Annotated in this window: 19 protein-coding genes; 13 read left to right on the top strand and 6 right to left on the bottom strand. The window is 34.6% G+C overall.

Going from position 1 to position 19,355, the window contains the following annotated elements:
• Positions 1–134: 134 nt before the first annotated feature.
• Positions 135–554 (bottom strand): nucleoside-diphosphate kinase, encoded by a 420-nt coding sequence (locus tag Q0845_RS25870; RefSeq protein ID WP_298520354.1) that lies wholly within the window; start codon positions 552–554, stop codon positions 135–137.
• A gap of 185 nt (positions 555–739) precedes the next feature.
• On the opposite strand from Q0845_RS25870, the gene Q0845_RS25865 reads away from it, so the two are divergent.
• The 5 genes from Q0845_RS25865 (at position 740) to Q0845_RS25845 (ending at position 4,333) form a co-directional block, all read left to right on the top strand.
• Complete coding sequence (locus Q0845_RS25865; protein WP_298520351.1) at positions 740–1,753, top strand: bifunctional oligoribonuclease/PAP phosphatase NrnA; 1,014 nt, start codon at positions 740–742, stop codon at positions 1,751–1,753.
• 4 nt (positions 1,754–1,757) lie between these two features.
• Positions 1,758–2,324 carry a gliding motility-associated peptidyl-prolyl isomerase GldI gene (gldI, locus tag Q0845_RS25860; RefSeq protein ID WP_298520349.1) on the top strand — a complete coding sequence of 189 codons (567 nt, stop codon included), beginning with the start codon at positions 1,758–1,760 and terminating at the stop codon, positions 2,322–2,324.
• A 1-nt stretch (position 2,325) separates the two neighbouring features.
• The gene (locus tag Q0845_RS25855) at positions 2,326–3,546 is read left to right on the top strand and encodes a peptidylprolyl isomerase (protein ID WP_298520342.1); all 1,221 of its coding nucleotides are present in this window, start codon (positions 2,326–2,328) and stop codon (positions 3,544–3,546) included.
• A gap of 173 nt (positions 3,547–3,719) precedes the next feature.
• Complete coding sequence (locus Q0845_RS25850; RefSeq protein ID WP_298520340.1) at positions 3,720–3,962, top strand: class I lanthipeptide; 243 nt, start codon at positions 3,720–3,722, stop codon at positions 3,960–3,962.
• A 149-nt stretch (positions 3,963–4,111) separates the two neighbouring features.
• Positions 4,112–4,333, top strand: a complete 222-nt coding sequence (locus tag Q0845_RS25845) for a hypothetical protein (RefSeq protein ID WP_298520338.1) — start codon at positions 4,112–4,114, stop codon at positions 4,331–4,333.
• An 86-nt stretch (positions 4,334–4,419) separates the two neighbouring features.
• Here Q0845_RS25845 and Q0845_RS25840 read toward each other — a convergent pair whose 3' ends face one another.
• On the bottom strand, positions 4,420–5,883 hold the full coding sequence (locus Q0845_RS25840; protein WP_298520335.1) for an aminoacyl-histidine dipeptidase: 1,464 nt from the start codon (positions 5,881–5,883) through the stop codon (positions 4,420–4,422).
• 194 nt (positions 5,884–6,077) lie between these two features.
• On the opposite strand from Q0845_RS25840, the gene Q0845_RS25835 reads away from it, so the two are divergent.
• The 5 genes from Q0845_RS25835 to Q0845_RS25815 all read left to right on the top strand — a co-directional run bounded on the left by Q0845_RS25835 (position 6,078) and on the right by Q0845_RS25815 (position 13,114).
• Positions 6,078–7,154: a DUF3810 domain-containing protein gene (locus tag Q0845_RS25835; RefSeq protein ID WP_298520333.1), complete on the top strand. Its 1,077-nt coding sequence runs from the start codon at positions 6,078–6,080 to the stop codon at positions 7,152–7,154.
• Positions 7,155–7,427: 273 nt separating this feature from the next.
• Complete coding sequence (locus Q0845_RS25830) at positions 7,428–8,219, top strand: hypothetical protein (protein ID WP_298520330.1); 792 nt, start codon at positions 7,428–7,430, stop codon at positions 8,217–8,219.
• Positions 8,220–8,366: 147 nt separating this feature from the next.
• Positions 8,367–11,342: an amidohydrolase family protein gene (locus tag Q0845_RS25825; protein ID WP_298520327.1), complete on the top strand. Its 2,976-nt coding sequence runs from the start codon at positions 8,367–8,369 to the stop codon at positions 11,340–11,342.
• Between the two features lie 12 nt (positions 11,343–11,354).
• Positions 11,355–12,650 (top strand): amidohydrolase family protein, encoded by a 1,296-nt coding sequence (locus tag Q0845_RS25820; RefSeq protein ID WP_298520324.1) that lies wholly within the window; start codon positions 11,355–11,357, stop codon positions 12,648–12,650.
• Positions 12,651–12,700: 50 nt separating this feature from the next.
• Entirely contained in the window at positions 12,701–13,114 is a 414-nt protein-coding gene (locus Q0845_RS25815; protein WP_298520321.1) for a hypothetical protein, read from the top strand.
• Positions 13,115–13,212: 98 nt separating this feature from the next.
• Here Q0845_RS25815 and Q0845_RS25810 read toward each other — a convergent pair whose 3' ends face one another.
• Both Q0845_RS25810 and Q0845_RS25805 read right to left on the bottom strand, forming a co-directional pair.
• A complete protein-coding gene (locus Q0845_RS25810; protein ID WP_298520319.1) occupies positions 13,213–14,019 on the bottom strand; it encodes a DUF6503 family protein in 807 nt (268 codons plus the stop codon).
• Positions 14,020–14,119: 100 nt separating this feature from the next.
• Positions 14,120–14,620: a hypothetical protein gene (locus Q0845_RS25805; RefSeq protein ID WP_298520316.1), complete on the bottom strand. Its 501-nt coding sequence runs from the start codon at positions 14,618–14,620 to the stop codon at positions 14,120–14,122.
• 109 nt (positions 14,621–14,729) lie between these two features.
• Here Q0845_RS25805 and Q0845_RS25800 point away from each other — a divergent pair, with 109 nt between their 5' ends.
• Entirely contained in the window at positions 14,730–15,536 is an 807-nt protein-coding gene (locus Q0845_RS25800; RefSeq protein ID WP_298520314.1) for an RNA methyltransferase, read from the top strand.
• 98 nt (positions 15,537–15,634) lie between these two features.
• Positions 15,635–17,851 carry a RelA/SpoT family protein gene (locus Q0845_RS25795; RefSeq protein ID WP_298520311.1) on the top strand — a complete coding sequence of 739 codons (2,217 nt, stop codon included), beginning with the start codon at positions 15,635–15,637 and terminating at the stop codon, positions 17,849–17,851.
• Between the two features lie 120 nt (positions 17,852–17,971).
• Here Q0845_RS25795 and Q0845_RS25790 read toward each other — a convergent pair whose 3' ends face one another.
• Together Q0845_RS25790 and Q0845_RS25785 are read right to left on the bottom strand one after the other, a co-directional pair.
• Positions 17,972–18,190 carry a hypothetical protein gene (locus Q0845_RS25790; protein ID WP_298520308.1) on the bottom strand — a complete coding sequence of 73 codons (219 nt, stop codon included), beginning with the start codon at positions 18,188–18,190 and terminating at the stop codon, positions 17,972–17,974.
• Between the two features lie 37 nt (positions 18,191–18,227).
• A complete protein-coding gene (locus tag Q0845_RS25785; RefSeq protein ID WP_298520305.1) occupies positions 18,228–18,467 on the bottom strand; it encodes a class I lanthipeptide in 240 nt (79 codons plus the stop codon).
• A 405-nt stretch (positions 18,468–18,872) separates the two neighbouring features.
• Here Q0845_RS25785 and Q0845_RS25780 point away from each other — a divergent pair, with 405 nt between their 5' ends.
• Positions 18,873–19,325, top strand: a complete 453-nt coding sequence (locus Q0845_RS25780; RefSeq protein WP_298520302.1) for a Fur family transcriptional regulator — start codon at positions 18,873–18,875, stop codon at positions 19,323–19,325.
• The last annotated feature ends 30 nt before the right edge of the window (positions 19,326–19,355 follow it).

Raw genomic sequence — 19,355 nt, 5'->3', positions numbered from 1 at the left:
AAGCGATCAAAAAGCGAAGCGATCAAAAAGCAAAGCGATCAAAAAGCAAAGCGATCAAAAAGCGAAGCGATCAAAAAAAAAGCTCCAACCAAACGATTGAAGCTTCTTACTATGTAATATAGTGTATATTTTCCTTAGAAAGTCTCTCTTCCAGAAAAGTGGAAAGCACCTTCAATAGCTGCATTTTCATCACTATCAGAACCGTGAACTGCATTTTCTCCGATAGAAGTTGCGTATAAATTTCTAATAGTTCCTTCTGCTGCTTCTGCAGGATTTGTAGCTCCAATTAACGTTCTAAAATCGCTAACTGCATTTTCTTTTTCTAAAATTGCAGCAACAATTGGACCTCTTGTCATAAATTCTACCAATTCTCCAAAGAAAGGTCTTTCGTTGTGAACTGCGTAAAATGCTTCAGCATCACGCTTGCTTAACTGTGTTAACTTCATTGCAACGATGTTAAAACCTGAAGCAGTGATTTTTTCTAAAATAGCTCCGATGTGTCCATTTTCTACAGCATCAGGCTTAATCATGGTAAAAGTTCTTTTTCCAGCCATTATAGTATATATAAGTTGTTATAAATTCTTGTTTTGTAAAATCATATTTGATTTTCGGTGCAAAAGTACACAAATACAATTTATTTGCAACTCTATTTTAGTATATTAGCCAGCTATGAAATGGGAAGTCTTAAAATCTGCATCGTTTTTATAGCATTTTCCATGGAAATACAGAATTAAATTATATGACTGAAGCAGAAATACAAGGCGTAAAATCGCTGCTAAAAACACCTCAAAATATTGCCATTATTCCACACAAAAATCCAGATGGCGACGCTATTGGTTCAACGCTTGCACTCTGGCATTACTTGAAAAAAGGGCAACACAACGCAGTTATCATCGCTCCAAATGATTATCCTAATTTTTTAAAATGGATGCCTGGTGAATCAGAAATTGTAAAGTTTGATTATGAAAAAGATCGTGCAAAAACTTTATTGAATGCAGCCAATGTTATCTTTACGTTAGATTTTAATGATTTGAGTCGAATTGGTGAAATGGAAACAGTAGTTGCTGCAACAGAAGCTACTTTTGTAATGATTGATCATCATCAGCAACCTTCAGATTATGCCCAATACATCTATTCCGATACCAATATGAGTTCTACCTGTGAAATGGTGTATAATTTTATTTCTTTTTTAGGTGATGAAGACAGCATTACTGCGGAAATGGCAACCTGCATGTATACTGGAATTATGACTGATACAGGCTCATTTCGCTTCAAAGCAACGACAAGTACCACACACAGAATTATAGCAAACTTAATGGATAAAGGTGCTGAAAACGCTTCTATTCATAATGCTATTTATGATACCAACAGCTTAAGTCGCATACAATTATTAGGTTGCGCTTTAAAAAACTTGGTCGTTTTAGAAGAATACAATACCGTATATATTACTATAAGCAAAGAAGAATTAATACGTTACGATTTTAAGAAAGGTGATACCGAAGGTTTTGTAAATTATGGATTATCACTAAAAGGCATTAAATTTGCAGCAATCTTTATAGAAAATCTCCAAGAACCCTATGTAAAAATGTCATTGCGTTCAAAAGGTGATTTTTCAGTAAATGAATTTGCGCGCGCCCATTTTAATGGTGGCGGACATACAAATGCAGCTGGTGGAAGAAGTGATCTTTCTATGGAAGCAACTGTAAAAAGATTCGCAAAAATATTAACTGGTTACAAAGACGAATTAAAATAGATCTATGTTCAAAAAAATAGTTTTCTTAGGCATCATATTCATCGCTGTAGTTTCTTGTGCACAACAAGAAGCTCGTAGAGCTGTGAATATTCGTTCAGGTACCTTTTTAAAAGAATCTGTAGAACGAAACAAAGCTTTGATCGCCAAAGAAGAAGCTACTATTCAAAAATATATACAGCGTGATACCTTAAACACGTATATGGCTTCTAACAATGGTTTCTGGTATTTTTACAATGATAAAAGTACGACAGAAACATACGTTCCTAAAAAAGGAGACACATTAACATATGAGTTCAATATCTCAAAAATGGCAACAGGTGATGTTATTTACAAAAAAGAAGAACTCGGCATACAACAATATGTAGTTGAGAAACAACAAATCATTCCTGGTTTACGTTTTGGATTACAATTAATGAAAAAAGGAGAAACAGTCACTTTTCTTTTTCCATCACATATTGCGTATGGATATCATGGAGACAACAAACGCATTGGAACCAACGTTCCGATTCAATCTACTATAACGTTACTTGACATAAAAAAAGACAACAAAAACCTAGAAACAGAAAATTAAAATGAAATTATTTACAACAACAATCACCGTTTTTATTGTGATTATGACTTTAGGATTTACTTCATGCACAAAAGCTCAAAAAACAGAGTTGGATGATGGTATTTATGCTGAAATTAAAACTAATAAAGGTGTGATGCTTGCAAAGCTATTCTACCAAAAAGTTCCAGTTACTGTTGCCAATTTTGTTGCATTAGCAGAAGGAACACATCCAAAGCTTTCAGAAGAATTAAAAGGAAAACCTTATTATAATGGTATTACTTTCCATAGAGTTATGGACAAATTTATGATTCAAGGTGGAGATCCAACAGGAACAGGAAGCGGAAACCCAGGATATCGTTTTGGAAGTGAGTTTGATAAAGATTTAAAACATGACAAGCCAGGAGTTTTATCGATGGCAAATTCTGGTGGAACTGGTACTAATGGAAGTCAGTTTTTCATTACAGAAGTTCCTTATCCAAGTTTAGATCCAGTAGATCTTAATGGAGGTCCAAAGCCATGTAACAGACCACGTGTAAGCTGTCATTCTGTTTTTGGTCAACTCATAAAAGGAATCGAAGTTCAAGATAGTATTTCAAATGTTGCGGTTGATCCAAATAGCAAAAAACCTTATGAAGATGTTATCATGAACGAAGTAAATATTATTCGTGTAGGTGCAGATGCAAAAGCATTTGACGCTGTAAAAATATTTACAGAAGATGAGTCAAAACTTCCTGCAAAGTATCAGCAGTTTGCAAAAGATACGCAAGATGCATACGAAGCAAAGGCAAAAGCTCAAGCGCAAGGAGCCATTGCAAAGTTTAAAGAAGAGAATAAAGATTTAGGAGAATTGTATGAATCACCTACAGGAATGGTAATGGTAACAACTGAACCAAGTGCCTCTGGTGTAAAACCAACTTCTTCAGATACCGTAATGATCAACTGTGCTGGTTATTTAGAAAATGGTAAATTATTTTATACAAATATTAAAAGTGTTGCTGAAACTGGAGGAATTTTCAGTGAAGCTGCTGAAGCACAAGGCGCTTATAATCCTTTTCCTAGTATCTATAATACAAGTGCGCGATTGGTTCCTGCTTTTAGAGAAGCTGTATTGCGTATGAAAGTTGGAGAAAAGGCAAAAGTATTGGTTCCTTCTTATTTAGGATATGGATCAAGAGCTAATGGACCAATTCCTGCAAATTCAAACTTAATTTTTGATGTAGAAATTGTAGAAATTCAGAAATAAATAAACAAAACATATACATTAGAAAGCTCTTCTCTTTGGGAAGAGCTTTTTTTATACTCTTATTCCAAACCGTACTAATTTTCAGGAAAAACACGGTATCAATTACGTATTTCAACGCTACTCTATACTCTTGTTTATTGTGATATTTGGGCAAAACCAAAAAACCATATATCATGAAAAAACAACATTTTTCTTTAAAACTTCGCAAACAGAAAATCGCGAAACTTTCTGATGAGCAATTACACGGAGGACTTATCCGCTTTACATTAGTTCACACGAATTGCTTAACAATACAGATAAACTGTAAATCCTTATTAATTGCCTGCGATCCTTTACCAACACTACCTTCAGGATGCGGACCCTGTCCAACAACACACACACAAACAACAAATCAACCTACATTTATAACTTGCTAAACAGATGTTCACATGTTGATTAAAGCCTCTTTTCATTGAAAAGGGGCTTTTTCACAGGGAAAAACACGGGTCTTATTTTATTTATTTTCCTGTTTTGAGAATTCGTGACCTGAAAGATATTTGCAATGAAACAAAAAATTATATTTCAGATGAAAAAACAGATCAAAACACTACAATTACAAAAACAAACTATCTCTGCTTTAAGAGCTAATCTATTACATGGTGGCGCTCCAACAACAATGAGTGTAAACACCTTTGCTTCTGGTTGTCAAAGTCAATTGCCTTGTCAACCAGTTCCACAAGATCCGCGTCCGATTGAAGACACTTCTCGTGTACTTCCTTGTACAACAGACGATTGGAATAAGAACTAGCAAAATATCATTGCTTGAATGATGTTAAAAACAAAAAGCCGTTTCAAATAGTTTTGAAACGGCCTTTGTACATGTTTTTGTATGAATTATTTTTTTGGAATATTCTTTAAAATCTCCAACACATAGTTCCAATATTTTTGTGACGAAGAAATGCTTGCACGTTCGTCTGGTGAATGTGCTCCACGAATGTTAGGTCCAAAACTAATCATTTCCATCTCTGGATAGTTTGTTCCTAAAATTCCACATTCCAATCCTGCATGACAAGCGGCTACATGTGGTTCTTCTCCGTTATTTAATTCTTTATATAAATTGACCATAACTGGCAAAATAGATGCATTCATGTTTGGTGCCCATCCTGGATACGAACCTGAAAATTCTACTTCGCAACCAGAAAGTTCAAAAGTTGCTCTTAGTTTTGTGGCTAAGTCCATTTTTCCACTTTCTACAGAAGAACGTGTCAAACAACCAACTTTAATCTCACCATCTTTTACAATAACGCGCGCAATATTGTTTGAGGTTTCTACTAAATCTTCAATATCTGGACTCATACGGAATACACCATTGTGTGCTGCATATAAAGAACGTGTCAATCCTTCTTGCACACCTAATTCCATAACTCCAGAAGGTGTTTCAGTTGCAGTGCACTCAATTTCTAACTCTTCTTCTATGCTTGCAAATTCTTTTTTGATCGTGTTGATTTGCGTTTGCATTTCAAATTCAAAAGCTTCTTGATGTACTTTATCAATGACCACGGTTGAAACACTTTCTCTTGGAATGGCATTTCGTAAACTTCCTCCATTAATTTCTGCAATGCGCAATCCGAAGTTTTCAAAACCATCAAATAACAAGCGGTTCATTAACACGTTGGCGTTTCCAAAACCTTTGTGAATGTCCATTCCGCTATGTCCTCCTTGCAATCCACTTATTTCGATCGTGTAGGCTACTACATTTTCAGGTGTTTCTTCTACTACATACGAGCGTGTTGCGGTAACATCAATTCCTCCTGCACAACCAATTCCGATTTCATCATCTTCTTCTGTATCTAGGTTTAATAAAATTTCTCCTTCTAGCAATCCGCCTTTCAATCCCATCGCACCTGTCATTCCGGTTTCTTCATCGATTGTAAACAGTGCTTCAATTGCAGGATGTGCAATATCATTACTTTCCAAAATTGCCATGATGGTCGCAACTCCAAGTCCGTTATCGGCTCCTAAAGTCGTTCCTTTTGCTTTTACCCAATCGCCATCAATAAACATTTCAATTCCTTGTGTATCAAAGTCAAATACTGTATCCGAGTTTTTTTGGTGTACCATATCTAAATGCGATTGCATTACAATGGCTTTGCGATCTTCCATTCCTGCAGTTGCTGGTTTTTTAACGATCACATTTCCAACTTCGTCTACAAAAGTTTCTAGTCCTAAATCTTCTCCAAATTTCTTCATAAAAGCAATCACACGTTCTTCTTTTTTAGAAGGTCTTGGGACCGCGTTTAAATCTGCAAATTTATTCCAAAGTGCATTTGGTTCTAAAGTTCTTATTTCTTGACTCATTCTATTTTTTTTATGAATTGAATAATTGTCCACAAAGTTAATTTTTTGACAATAAAATCGATTGTTTTTTATGAAATACCTTTCAAATTTGTCAAAATCATGACAAAAATATCACCTCAACGTAGCAATAGTGATTTAGTTTTTTTACATTAGCTACATATCATGTTCCCGAATGGAGTTCAAATGTATTGCTTATGACCAAGAGAACAAAAATTTTAATTGCCTTATCTTTTCCCCTTCAATTCTTTCTTATTAAGATACTTGGCAATTATCCAGAATTTGTTGAAACCTATTACAGTAACGGATTGTATCCGTATATATCAAAACTTTTCAGAATTGTTTTTGGATGGATTCCGTTTTCAATCGGCGACATTTTTTATACGATCGCTGGTATTTTAATCATTCGATATATTTATAAAAACTACCGTTTGGTTCGCAAAGAATACAAGCGTATTTTGATAGATATTTACATTACAATTACCGTCGTGTACTTTGCCTTTCACCTTTTGTGGGGAATGAATTATTATCGATTGCCTTTGTACAAATCATTGGAACTCGATAGAAAGTATACTACAGAAGAGCTTGTAAGTTTTACCGAAAGAGTCATCGCGAAAGCAAATGCTGTTCAGTTTCAAATTACACAAAACGACACTGTAAAAGTGGAAGTTCCGTATACTACAAATGAAATTTTTGAGAAAACGATGAACGGATACGAAAATTTTAGCGCAAAAGAACCTAAGTTTATATTTACCAATCAGAGTTTAAAGACTTCTATTTATAGTGGATTTTTAACGATTATGGGATTCAGCGGTTACATCAATCCGTTTACCAACGAAGCACAAATTAATTATAAAATTCCAGTGTATAAATTTCCAGTAACCGCAAGTCACGAAAAAGCACATCAGATTGGATATTCAGCGGAAAACGAAGCTAATTTTATTGGCTGTATGACTGCTTTATACAATGATGATATTTATTTTCAATACGGCGCCTACAACTTTATGACTTGGCATTGTTTGAAAGAAGTACACAACAGAGATAAAGAAGAATACGAACGCTTAAAAGCAACTTTAAATCCTGGAATTCAAAAAAATTATGATGAAGTCCGTGAGTTTTGGAATTCACACAAAAATCCATTAAAACCATTATTCAAATTTACCTTTGATCAGTTTTTAAAAGCAAACAATCAATCGAAAGGAATTTTAAGCTACAGTTATGTGGTTTCTTTACTGGTAAATTATGATAAAAAAAATGCCATTATCCCCCAATAATGGCATTTTCAACACACAACTAAATGGGTTTAGTATATCTCGATATATACCCTTCTACTCCATTGTTACGTTCATATTTCAGGTCATTAGTTATAACCTTCCCTGTTATAACAAAAGTATTTAGCATATGTGACATGTATATTTGTTAAAAATTAATCTCTTGTTACGTTTATGCTCCCAAATTGTAAACTGGATAAGCTTATCGTAAAGTTTGATTCGTAATTTCTTAACCTAAGACACGAAAACAGAAAGAAAAGCGTTAATTTTAGTACGATGAACCGATTTCTATACTTAATATTACTTTGCCTTGGAGTTTCTTGCACAAAGGCTCCTAAAAAAACAGCAGCGACGACTGAAACGTCAAAAAAGAAAGTTACTGAGACTTTGGAAGTAGCAGAAACAACTCCTAAAAACACTCTCGATTCTATTGCATTAGGTATCAATTTTAAACCCAAAGGAAATTACAATTCCATCAAACAAACCGTAAAGAGTGATCGTGCTTATTTCGCAAGAATGTTGCAACAAAACAAAGAAAAAGCCATCGACTCTGCTGGTAATTATTTGTATCATAAGCTTCTAAATGAAATTGTACCGCATTGGTATGGCACACCTTGGGATTTTAATGGACATACCGACATTCCTAACGATGGAGAAATTGCTTGCGGTTATTTCGTTTCAACTACACTTAGACATTTAAACTTTCGACTCAATCGTTTCAAAATGGCACAGCAAGGCGGTTTGAATGAAGCCATTACGCTTCAACCCAAAAACGAATTGAAAATCTATCGAAATATTTCACAAGATCAACTCAAAGCTAAACTCAATAAAGTATATACTGACGGATTGTATTTTGTGGGATTGAGCAATCATGTTGGCTATGTTTTAATTAAAAATAAAGAACTTTACTTTTTACATTCAAGCTATTACGACGATAAAGTGATGATTGAAAAAGCGGCAACTTCTCCCTGTTTTCAGAGTGATATTTTTGTTTTTGCTGAAATTACTACCAACCGACAACTCATTCAAAAATGGATTCAACATACAGCGATTCCAATTCATCAATAATAAATCTTACAAGGAGCTTCAAGATCAATACGGGAAACCCGTACAAATGCTGACAAAAACGTTAAAAAAATCTTAATACACGATACAAAGTATATTCTAGCCTTATCTTTAAGTTTTTAACTAATCAATCAAACCTAAAGTAAAGCAATGAGAAAATCGTATTTGCTGCTGTTACTTCTTTTCTGTAGCCTTTCTGCCGTTGCGCAGGAATACTTTCCCAAAAACGATGGCGTCAAAACAGAAAGTCACACCATAACAGCATTCACCAATGCAAAAATTTATGTCACGCCCACACAAGTGATCGAAAATGGAACACTCATCATACAAGATGGAAAAGTTGTTCAAACCGGAACAAACATTTCTATTCCTAAAGATGCTACAGTTGTAGACTTAACAGGAAAAAGTGTATATCCTTCGTTTATTGATCCTTATTCTGACTTTGGATTACCAAAACCTAAAAGAAGTTTTGGTGGAAGAAGAAGTCCGCAGTATGATGCAGAACGAAAAGGATATTACTGGAATGATCATATTCGACCAGACATCAATCCTATTGAAAAATTTGCGTTCGATAATAAGAAAGCGACTAGTTTATTAAAAGCTGGTTTTGGAACTGTAAACACACATTTACAAGATGGAATTGTTCGCGGAAACGGAATGTTAGTCGCACTCAACACCAAAGCAGATAATAGTACTCGTATCTTAGACAATCGTTCTGCACAATATTTATCGTATCAAAAAAGCAATGCTTCCAGACAATCGTATCCAACTTCATTAATGGGAAGTATGGCACTAATTCGTCAAATGTACCACGATGCAGATTGGTACTCGAAAGGAAATGCCGAACGAACAGATTTGGCTTTGGAAGCTTTATTAGCTAATAAAAATTTAGTACAAATCTTTCATTCTGGAAACAAACACAACAGTATCAAAACTGATGCTATTGGTGACGAATTTGGAATTCAATATGTAATGGTTGGCGATGGAACTGAGTATGAAAACATCAACGCTATGAAAGCGACGAATGCTTCGTTTATCATTCCTATCAACTTCCCGAAAGCCTATGATGTATCAGATCCGTATGCGGCTGGTGTTGTAGAATTGGAAGCGATGAAACATTGGAATCAAGCACCATCAAACCCAAAAGCGTTGGCAGACAAAGGAATTACCTTTAGTTTTACGATGCATAATGTAAAATCTGGAAACGAATTCAAAGCAAATATTCAAAAAGCTATTAAATACGGTTTGGATAAAACCAAAGCATTGGAAGCATTAACTACGATTCCAGCACGTATTTTAAAGCAAGAAGACAAAGTTGGAACACTTCAAAACGGACGTCAAGCAAACTTTTTAATTACATCTGGAGATATTTTTGAGAAGAAAACAGTGATCTATGAAAACTGGGTTCAAGGAAATCAGAATGTATTTAAAGACAAAGCACATAAAGACATTCGCGGAAAATATACATTTAATGTTGCTGGAAACATGTACGATGTCAACATTGCAGGTTCTCCAGAGAAACTAAAAGCAACCGTAATGAAAGATTCGATGAAGTTAGGTTCAAAGATTTCTTTTAAAAACGATTGGTTGCAACTACAATTTACAACACCTGATACTACAAAAACAGAATTTATTCGTTTGACAGCTCCTGTTAGAAATGCTACTTATTTCTCTGGAAAAGCGTTATTAGCAAACGGTTCTGAATCGTCATTCAATGCTACTCAAAAAGAAGTTAAAAAAGCAGGCGAGAAAAAAGGTGGAAAGAAAGACTCAAAAATGGAAGCGCCAAAAGTGCTCCCAATTTCTTATCCAAATGGAGCTTATGGTTTGGCTAGCGTTCCACAACAAGAAACGGTATTATTTAAAAATGCAACGGTTTGGACCAATGAAAGTGATGGAATTCTTCAAAATACAGATGTTCTTGTAAAAGATGGTAAAATTGCCCGTATTGGGAAAAACCTCAGCGATCGTAGTGCAAGAGTTATTGATGCTACCGGAAAACATTTGACTTCTGGAGTGATTGATGAGCATTCACATATTGCTGCTTTTGCGATCAACGAAGCTGGACATAATTCTACAGCCGAAGTGAACATGGAAGATGTGGTAAATCCAGAAGATGTAGATATTTATAGAAACTTAGCTGGTGGAGTTACTACGATTCAACTATTGCACGGTTCAGCAAATCCAATTGGTGGTCGTTCTGCTATTTTGAGTTTAAAATGGGGACGATCCGCAGATGATATGATTTTTAAAGGTGCTGACGGATTTATCAAGTTTGCCTTAGGTGAAAATGTAAAGCAAAGTAATTGGGGCGATACTGAAACTACACGTTTCCCACAAACACGTATGGGAGTTGAGCAAGTTTTTACAGATTATTTTCAACGTGCTAAAGAATACGAAGCCAAGAAAAAAAGCGGAAAGTATCGTTATGATATTGAGATGGAAACAATTTTAGAAATCCTCAATAAAAAACGTTTTGTGTCATGTCACTCATATGTACAAAGTGAAATCAATATGTTGATGAAAGTGGCTGATAAGTTTGGTTTCAATATCAATACATTCACACATATTTTAGAAGGTTATAAAGTGGCTGACAAGATGAAAGAACACGGAGTTGGAGGTTCTACCTTCTCTGATTGGTGGGCCTACAAATATGAAGTAAATGATGCCATTCCATATAACGGAGCTATCATGCACAGTCAAGGTGTTGTGGTAGCGTTTAATTCTGATGATGGCGAAATGTCTCGTAGATTGAACCAAGAAGCTGCAAAAGCGGTTAAATATGGTGGTGTTTCTGAAGAAGATGCTTGGAAGTTTGTTACTTTAAATCCTGCTAAATTATTACATATCGACGATAAAGTTGGAAGTGTAAAAACTGGGAAACAAGCAGATTTAGTTTTATGGACAGATCATCCAATGTCAATTTACGCAAAAGCGCAAACTACCATGATTGAAGGTACTGTTTATTTTGATTTAGAACGTGATCAGCAATTACGTCGCGATATTCAAAACCAACGTAATGAGTTGATGAATATGATGCTTTTAGAGAAAAATAAAGGCATGAAAACGCAACCTGCTAAGAAGAAAGATAAAGTACATCATCACTGTGATACTGTTGAATTTTAAATCGTAACTGACATGAAAAAATATATTTATAAATACATAGTATGTGTAGCTGTTTTGTTCGGTACGTTCAGTTATGCACAGCAAACACCTGCATCTAAGCAATCACAAGCCATTTCAATTGTTGGTGCTACGGCACATATTGGAAACGGACAAGTTATTGAAAATGCCATTATTGTGTTTGAAGGTGGTAAAATTACAAACATAGGAACTTCTCAAATAACAACTAAAGGAAGGGTTATTGACGCGAAAGGAAAACATGTATATCCTGGATTTATTTCGCCAAATTCGACACTTGGTTTAGTCGAAGTTGATGCCGTACGTGCTACACGAGATCAAAACGAAACAGGTAGTTTCAATCCGCACATTCGCAGTTTGATTGCCTATAATTCAGAATCGAAAGTTGTGGAAAGCTGTAGACCAAACGGTATTTTAGTAGCACAGATTACGCCACGTGGCGGACGTGTTTCTGGAACTTCGTCTGTAGTGCAACTCGATGCTTGGAATTGGGAAGATGCGGCTGTAAAAGCAGATGACGGAATTCATATCAATTGGCCAAACAACTTTACGCGCGGTCGTTGGTGGCTTGGCGAACCAAGAGGTTTGCGTCCAAACAACAATTATGCAAAACAAGTACAAGAAATTCAAACTGTATTTAACGATGCAAAAAGTTACCTAAGCGGAGCAAGAAGTCCGAAAAACTTGCCTTATGAAGCTATGGATGGACTTATGAAAGGAACACAAAGCTTATTTGTACATGTGAATACTGAAAAAGGAATTATAGATGCAATTGATTTTGGAAAGCAGAATAATATGAAAATTGTCATTGTTGGCGGTTATCATGCCCATAAAGTTGCGACAACATTGCGTCAAAATAAAGTGCCGGTTTTATTACATAGAACACATTCTGTTCCACAAACAGACGATGAAGATTACGATATGTCTTATAAGAAAGCAAAAATCCTTACAGATGCTGGTGTTTTAGTAGGTTTGGAAAACAGTGGACAGATGGAACGTATGAATACGCGTAACTTGCCATTTTTAGCAGGAACTGTAGCTGCACACGGTTTAGACAAAGAAAAAGCTTTGCAGTTAATTACGTCTAATACGGCCAAAATTCTTGGAATTGATACACGCTTAGGAACGCTGGAAACAGGAAAAGATGCTACTTTATTTATCAGTGAAGGTGACGCCTTAGATATGCGCGGAAACATCTTAACACATGCGTTTATTGAAGGACGTGAATTGAGTTTGGAAACACACCAAACAAAATTATGGAAGCGTTATATGAAAAAATACGACGGAAAATAGTAACTTTATAGAACAACATGCTACTTATGTAAGTATAAAAGATGAATGTTATGAAAACAATACAAAAATTTGCTTTAGGAATTATGCTACTTGCTGCATTGCAAGTTTCTGCTCAGGACACCAATACTACTGAGATTACAGAAGAAAATGCGGTCATTGAAAACTTTCAATTGCCAACATTTTCAGAATTGTCAAATGATATTGCTGCTGAGTATTCTGATATTCGTGAACGTTTACCAAACTTATCAAACATTGGAGAACATGTAAAAAAAGGAATTCGAAGAGGTTTATTTGATCAAAATAGTGTCGCTGCTGCATTTCAAAATGTAATTTCAGAACATTCTATTTTGCCAAATATTACAACAAAACGTTTTCAATTACGCAATAGCTTAAATCAAATCATGTTCAATGGATTTGATGCTACGCAATTACACTTAGGCGGCGCGTATAAAAATGGACAATAAAAAGTTACTACATACATAAAATAAAAAATCCTCTTCAGCACGAAGAGGATTTTTTTTGGGGGATCATTTTTCTTTTTCAATATTTTTTTGATCATCCTTTATTTAGGAACGACAACTCCATCTTCAGGTCGTTCATATATACTATTCTTCATAGCTTCATTACTCAAACTCACGTTTGCAAATGTCACTGAATTTCTTGGTTCCGCTACTTTTCCTTCCTCATTAGTTTTAAACCACGTCAAAACCTTTGGAAGTACAACTCCGTTTATTTTTTGCCAATCTCCGTAACGAATATAGCTTACTCTATCACTTGGTTTTCCTGTAGAATACGTAACTGTATATCCTAACCATTCCATTTGATAGGTTTCCGGATTGTAATAAATAAAGTAGTTATCTTCTGGTGAATCACCTACATTTTCTCCATACGAAATTTTATATCCTGGATACAAAATTCCTTCGTATTCCAAACTTTCAGCTTTCGTATATGTAATTCCATCATCACCTAATACAAAAGGCATTGCATAGAAATAAAAATATAAATTGTGATAAAAACGTGCGTTGCTTCTAAAAGCAGTAGAATCTTTTTGTGATAACCAAACATCTTTTCCATCATAACCTATGGTAAAGTTTTTTCCTTCCAAACGTGTTTTTCGTGATGGTAACTCGGTAATATGTTTTTCATTATGATCTTTCTTCACAATTTCATACACCAATGTTTGTGCAGCATTCCAGGTTTCAATTCCACCATGTGCATCAAATACTCTCTGTAATTTATCAGGATATGTTTTTTTGACAACTTTTGTTTCTTTTGTTGCTGTCTTATCAGAAGATGTTTCTTTTTTCTGAGTGTTGTTACAAGCTACTATCAAGACTAAACCTAACAGTGCTAACGTAATTTTTTTCATTCGTCAGTTTGTTTTATTTTGTCTTGAGTCGAAGCTTTTACAGAATCATTACAGAATTATTTGATTGTTTTAAAAAATATTGATTCAAGCAGTTAAAACCCTAGAATTTTGATTTGATAAATTTTTCAAGTTTCCCTTTCTTCTTGCGTCTCATCAACTTTTCAATATCTGGTTGTTTTCCAAGCGCATCTTTATTCTTCTTGTAAAATTCAATCGTATGTTCTACTCCTGCTACTGCACCAGCTATTTTATCTTTTGAATAATTATTTTCCAAACTATATTTTGTCCATCCAGCCAAAAAAGTCATCAAACAATCTGCACATTCCATAGGCACAATTCCAGACACCAATTCTATAGATACTGTTGGACTACCTGTTAACCATTGTATTAAAAATGCATTGACTTTTTTTCGCTTTTCAGGATTTTCAGTTAAAGATGTATTTTGCAGCCAAGCAATACTTTCCAAAACAAGCGGTTCCATTTTGGTATAATCTTCTGCTTTTTCAAGTTTTACATTTTCTGGAATTTTAATGTCTTGCGCTGTAACAACTGCGCTCGTAAATAAGAATAGTACTAAAACGGTTTTAATTGTATTTTTCATAATGGTTTTAAATTAATTTCCTTAAATCTACAGGAAATGAACCCAAAAACAAAGCAATCAAAATACTTTTTAAGTTTCTACTCAAAAATCTCTTTCCTATATTTGCAGCATGTACAAACAGATTTCCAGCACGCAAAATTCTACCATCAAATACATACTACAACTTCAAGAAAAATCGCGAAGTCGTAGAAAAGAAGGGAAATTTGTACTTGAAGGTTTCCGTGAATTGACGCTTGCGCTAGAAGGAAACTATAGCATTGAAACCATATTCTTTTATCCTGAGATTTGTTCCCACGAAAGTGTTGAAACATTAGTAAAGAAAGTTACAAATACGCCTGATTGTATTGAAATTTCCAAAGAAGTGTATCAAAAAATTGCCTATCGCACGAGTACTGAAGGTGTGTTGGCAATTGTAAAAACGAAAGAACATTCGCTAGATACAATTTCTTTTCACAATACAAATCCGCTGATTTTAGTTGCAGAAGCTCCTGAAAAACCTGGGAATATTGGCGCTTTGCTCCGTACTGCCGATGCTGCAAATATTGATGCGGTGTTTATTGCCAATCCTAAAACCGATTTGTACAATCCTAATATTGTGCGTTCGAGTGTGGGTTGTGTATTTACCACGCAAGTTGCTACCGGAAGTACTGCGGAAATCATTTCTTATCTGCAAGAAAAACAAATTGGTATTTATTGTGCGGCGTTGACAGCTTCAGAAAACTATCATATTCAAGACTTTGAAAGAGCAACTGCTGTAGTCGTAGGCACAGAAGCTACAGGTTTGAGTGATGAATGGTTGAACAATTCTACACAAAACATCATCATTCCGATGCAAGGAAAAATTGATTCCATGAATGTATCTGTCGCAGCTGCTATCATTCTTTTTGAAGCCAAACGTCAGCGAGATTTTAGATAGAAACTTATAGAAAGTCTAAACTCTTATTCGCGAACTTTTTCCTGTAAATTCAGTAAACATTTTTGCTTCTTACATTTCTTTATACTATTTTTAATTATATGACAGAAATTGAGATTGAAAAGGAAAATGCTGCTATTGCGAAACAATACAAAGAATTGTTGCGCATCAGTTATCAAGTACTAACTACGGAAGACAAGAAAATCATCCGTAAGGCATTTGATGTAGCTGTAGATGCGCATAAAGATCAACGAAGAAAAAGTGGAGAAGCCTATATTTTTCATCCGATTGCTGTAGCTAAAATTGTAGCTTCTGAAATTGGAATGGACGCCACTTCTATTGCTTCTGCCCTTTTGCATGATGTCGTTGAAGATTCTGAAGATTACACTCTGGAAGACATTGAACGTGTGTTTGGTGTTACAGTTGCCCGAATTGTGGATGGACTGACTAAAATTTCACATCTTAAAAAAGACAAAGATGTTTCACTGCAAGCGGAAAATTTCCGTAAAATGCTGTTGACCATTAATGATGATGTTCGTGTAATTATTATCAAAATTGCCGATCGATTGCACAATATGCAGACAATGGACTCCATGCCTGCGCACAAACAAGTCAAAATTGCTTCCGAAACCTTATATATTTATGCGCCATTGGCACATCGTATTGGATTGTATAATATTAAAACTGAGTTGGAAGATTTAGGTTTAAAATATACGGAACCAGAGGTTTTTAAGGATATTGAAAATAAAATTGAAGAAAGTAAAGAGCAACAACAACAATATATTGACAACTTTTCTTCTATCATAAAAAATTCTTTAGACAAAGAGGATTTTGAATACAAGATTAAAGGACGTTTTAAATCTATTTTTTCTATCCGAAGAAAAATGGTGAAACAAGGTGTGACTTTTGATGAAGTGTACGACAAATTTGCCATGAGAATTATCTATGATACCGAAAATTTAGATAACGAAAAATTCCTTGCTTGGAAAATATACTCTATTGTAACCGATCACTTTAGACCGAATCCTGTGCGTTTGCGCGATTGGATCTCTTCCCCAAAATCAACAGGTTATGAAGCTTTACACATTACAGTGATGGGACCTGAAGGCCGTTGGGTTGAAGTACAAATTCGTTCGCATCGTATGCATGAAATTGCTGAAAAAGGATATGCAGCACATTTTAAATACAAACAAGGCGATCAAAAAGAACAAGGATTGGAACCTTGGCTGAATAGACTACAGGAAGCGCTTGAAAATCAGGAAGCAAATGCAGTGGATTTTGTAGAAGAATTCAAGTTGAATTTATACGCAAAAGAGATTTTCGTCTTTACGCCTACTGGAGATTTGAAATCTTTACCAAAAGGAGCCACGCCTTTAGATTTTGCATTTAGTATTCACACACAAGTTGGATATCATACACGTGGTGCCAAAGTGAATGGAAAATTAGTGCCGCTAAGTCATGAATTAAAAAGTGGTGATCAGGTAGAAATTATTACCTCAGACAAATCGAAACCCAATGCGAACTGGTTGGATTATGCAACTACTTCCAGAGCGCGTTCTAAAATAAAATCTTCTTTACGAGAAGAAAAGAAAGAAATTGCCGAAGACGGAAAAGAAATTTTACGTCGAAAGTTAAAGCAATTAAAAATCTCACTCGACGAGAAATCCATCAACGAAATGGTAAGTCACTTTAAGCTCAAAACAAGTTTAGACTTGTTTTACAGAGTTGGAATTGGCACCATTGACAATCAGAAATTAAAAGAATTTGCTGCCCAACGTAGCAATAGTATTTTCAAATTCTTCAAAAATAAAATTCGCCGCGGACCTTCTATTCCTGCTGAAGAAATCAATCAGCCAGAAGTTTCCAATCGTTATGATGTATTGGTTTTTGGAAAAGAAGAAGAAAAGCTCAATTATAAATTATCTAATTGTTGCAATCCGATTCCGGGTGATCCAGTTTTTGGCTTTGTAACCGTTAATGAAGGTATCAAAGTACATAAAAAGGATTGTCCAAATGCTGTGAGTTTACAAGCAAATTATGCGTATCGAATCATGAATGCTAAGTGGATTGACTCTTCTCAAGAAGAATTCACTGCCATGCTTGAATTTACAGGAATTGACAATATGGGATTGGTCAATGAAGTGACTAAAATCATTTCCAACAACATGCACGTAAACATTAGAAACATTAGTTTTGACACCAATGATGGTATTTTTACGGGACGCATTATGGTGATTGTAAAAAACAATACCATTTTAAAACGCTTGATTACCAATTTGAAGAAAATTAATGGAATTGAAAAAGTGACGCGCGCCTAAAACTTCTATCGATACACATCTTTATAAAAGCAAAAAAGCTGCCAAACACATTGTTTTCTGTGCAGACAGCTTTTCCTTCAATATAACTAGTAATAATATTGAGATGATTTTTATTCAAAATTAGCACTCATCGCACTTTTCTGGGCAAGTCAATGAGCAATAACACGTAGCAATAATGGTACATGCATCATGTGCTGTTCGTTTGGTTTTTCTTGTTTTAATAGGTTCTGTTGGCACTTCACTTGGCACTTCTGTTCCTCCTTGTAGATTGAATGTTTCCAAACTGGAAATTATCTTTTTACCTAATTTTAATCTTGGGTTGAATTCCTTTTTTTTCATTTCTCAAGTTTTTATAAATGATAAATACTACTATAGATTAACACTGTTCTGTATTGCAATTTGTATCTACCTCTGTGGTCGTTGGACAATGCATACTACAATGACAAGTTGCTATAATGGTACAAGCTCTGTAATTTGTTTTAATCGTTTTAATAGTTTTGATAATGGTTGTCACAGGAATTGGAATATCCGTTCCTCCTTGAAGCAAGCTTGCATCTAAATTTGAAATTACTTTTTTGTGTAACTGTAATTTTTGTTTAAAATCTTTTTTCTTCATAATGTGATGGTATTTTAGGTTTGATTATATCTATAGTTGATTATATTTTGATGCAAAAAATTGGGAAGCATTTCGTGAGCAATTCACCAATACTTCTTCTTATGGAAGAATCTGAAAAGTTAACAAGCAATTTTTTCATTACATATAAACCATACATATCCTCAGTTTGCATCAAAAAAGACACAAACTACAGTACAGTTTTATATGTATTTCAGGAGAACACACATTTCTGATAATCAGAAACATACTCATTAAAATTACATTTTTTTAAACGAAAAAACAAACAAAATCAAATAAGAAGCTGGAAAATTGATCAATCTTAACATCGCTGTTAATATCCCGATGCGAATATGTGCCTTCATTTCAAAAAATAAGTGTAAATTTGCTTTTTAATCTTCAGCCAAGATGCAACAAAACACGGAGGAAAATAATCAGGAAATTGTCAAAAACGTTTTTACAAAGTTTTTGGAAGATAACGGACATCGAAAAACTCCTGAACGTTTCGCAATTCTACAAGAAATCTACGAAAACGAAGAACACTTCGATATAGAATCGCTATACATTAAAATGAAAAATAAAAACTACCGTGTTAGTAGAGCTACGCTGTACAACACGATAGAACTTTTATTGGACAGCAATTTGGTGCGTAAACATCAATTTGGTCAAAATCAAGCACATTATGAAAAGTCTTATTTTGACAAACAACACGATCATGTTATTCTAACAGATTCAGGTGAAGTGATGGAGTTCTGTGACCCAAGAATTCAAATTATTAAAAAAACCATTGAGGAAATTTTTGATATTGAAATTCACAATCACTCACTATATTTCTACGCAACTAAGAAGAATAAAGACTAAAAAACACAACAACACACTAACTTAATTCAA

Source organism: uncultured Kordia sp. (assembly GCF_947489565.1).
Lineage (GTDB): Bacteria > Bacteroidota > Bacteroidia > Flavobacteriales > Flavobacteriaceae > Kordia.
Note: the sequence above shows the minus strand (reverse complement) of the source record. Positions and strands in the feature narration are given on the sequence as shown.

Bases quoted from the DNA above. Each gene is read 5' to 3' on its own strand.
- Q0845_RS25785 (WP_298520305.1), bottom strand. From the start codon at position 18,467: ATGAAGAAAAAAGATTTTAAACAAAAATTACAGTTACACAAAAAAGTA.
- Q0845_RS25830 (WP_298520330.1), top strand. From the start codon at position 7,428: ATGAACCGATTTCTATACTTAATATTACTTTGCCTTGGAGTTTCTTGC.
- Q0845_RS25780 (WP_298520302.1), top strand. From the start codon at position 18,873: ATGCAACAAAACACGGAGGAAAATAATCAGGAAATTGTCAAAAACGTT.
- Q0845_RS25805 (WP_298520316.1), bottom strand. From the start codon at position 14,620: ATGAAAAATACAATTAAAACCGTTTTAGTACTATTCTTATTTACGAGC.
- Q0845_RS25795 (WP_298520311.1), top strand. From the start codon at position 15,635: ATGACAGAAATTGAGATTGAAAAGGAAAATGCTGCTATTGCGAAACAA.
- Q0845_RS25835 (WP_298520333.1), top strand. From the start codon at position 6,078: ATGACCAAGAGAACAAAAATTTTAATTGCCTTATCTTTTCCCCTTCAA.
- Q0845_RS25820 (WP_298520324.1), top strand. From the start codon at position 11,355: ATGAAAAAATATATTTATAAATACATAGTATGTGTAGCTGTTTTGTTC.
- Q0845_RS25855 (WP_298520342.1), top strand. From the start codon at position 2,326: ATGAAATTATTTACAACAACAATCACCGTTTTTATTGTGATTATGACT.
- Q0845_RS25790 (WP_298520308.1), bottom strand. From the start codon at position 18,190: ATGAAAAAAAAGGAATTCAACCCAAGATTAAAATTAGGTAAAAAGATA.
- Q0845_RS25845 (WP_298520338.1), top strand. From the start codon at position 4,112: ATGAAAAAACAGATCAAAACACTACAATTACAAAAACAAACTATCTCT.
- Q0845_RS25870 (WP_298520354.1), bottom strand. From the start codon at position 554: ATGGCTGGAAAAAGAACTTTTACCATGATTAAGCCTGATGCTGTAGAA.
- Q0845_RS25810 (WP_298520319.1), bottom strand. From the start codon at position 14,019: ATGAAAAAAATTACGTTAGCACTGTTAGGTTTAGTCTTGATAGTAGCT.
- Q0845_RS25825 (WP_298520327.1), top strand. From the start codon at position 8,367: ATGAGAAAATCGTATTTGCTGCTGTTACTTCTTTTCTGTAGCCTTTCT.
- Q0845_RS25840 (WP_298520335.1), bottom strand. From the start codon at position 5,883: ATGAGTCAAGAAATAAGAACTTTAGAACCAAATGCACTTTGGAATAAA.
- Q0845_RS25850 (WP_298520340.1), top strand. From the start codon at position 3,720: ATGAAAAAACAACATTTTTCTTTAAAACTTCGCAAACAGAAAATCGCG.
- gldI (WP_298520349.1), top strand. From the start codon at position 1,758: ATGTTCAAAAAAATAGTTTTCTTAGGCATCATATTCATCGCTGTAGTT.
- Q0845_RS25800 (WP_298520314.1), top strand. From the start codon at position 14,730: ATGTACAAACAGATTTCCAGCACGCAAAATTCTACCATCAAATACATA.
- Q0845_RS25865 (WP_298520351.1), top strand. From the start codon at position 740: ATGACTGAAGCAGAAATACAAGGCGTAAAATCGCTGCTAAAAACACCT.
- Q0845_RS25815 (WP_298520321.1), top strand. From the start codon at position 12,701: ATGAAAACAATACAAAAATTTGCTTTAGGAATTATGCTACTTGCTGCA.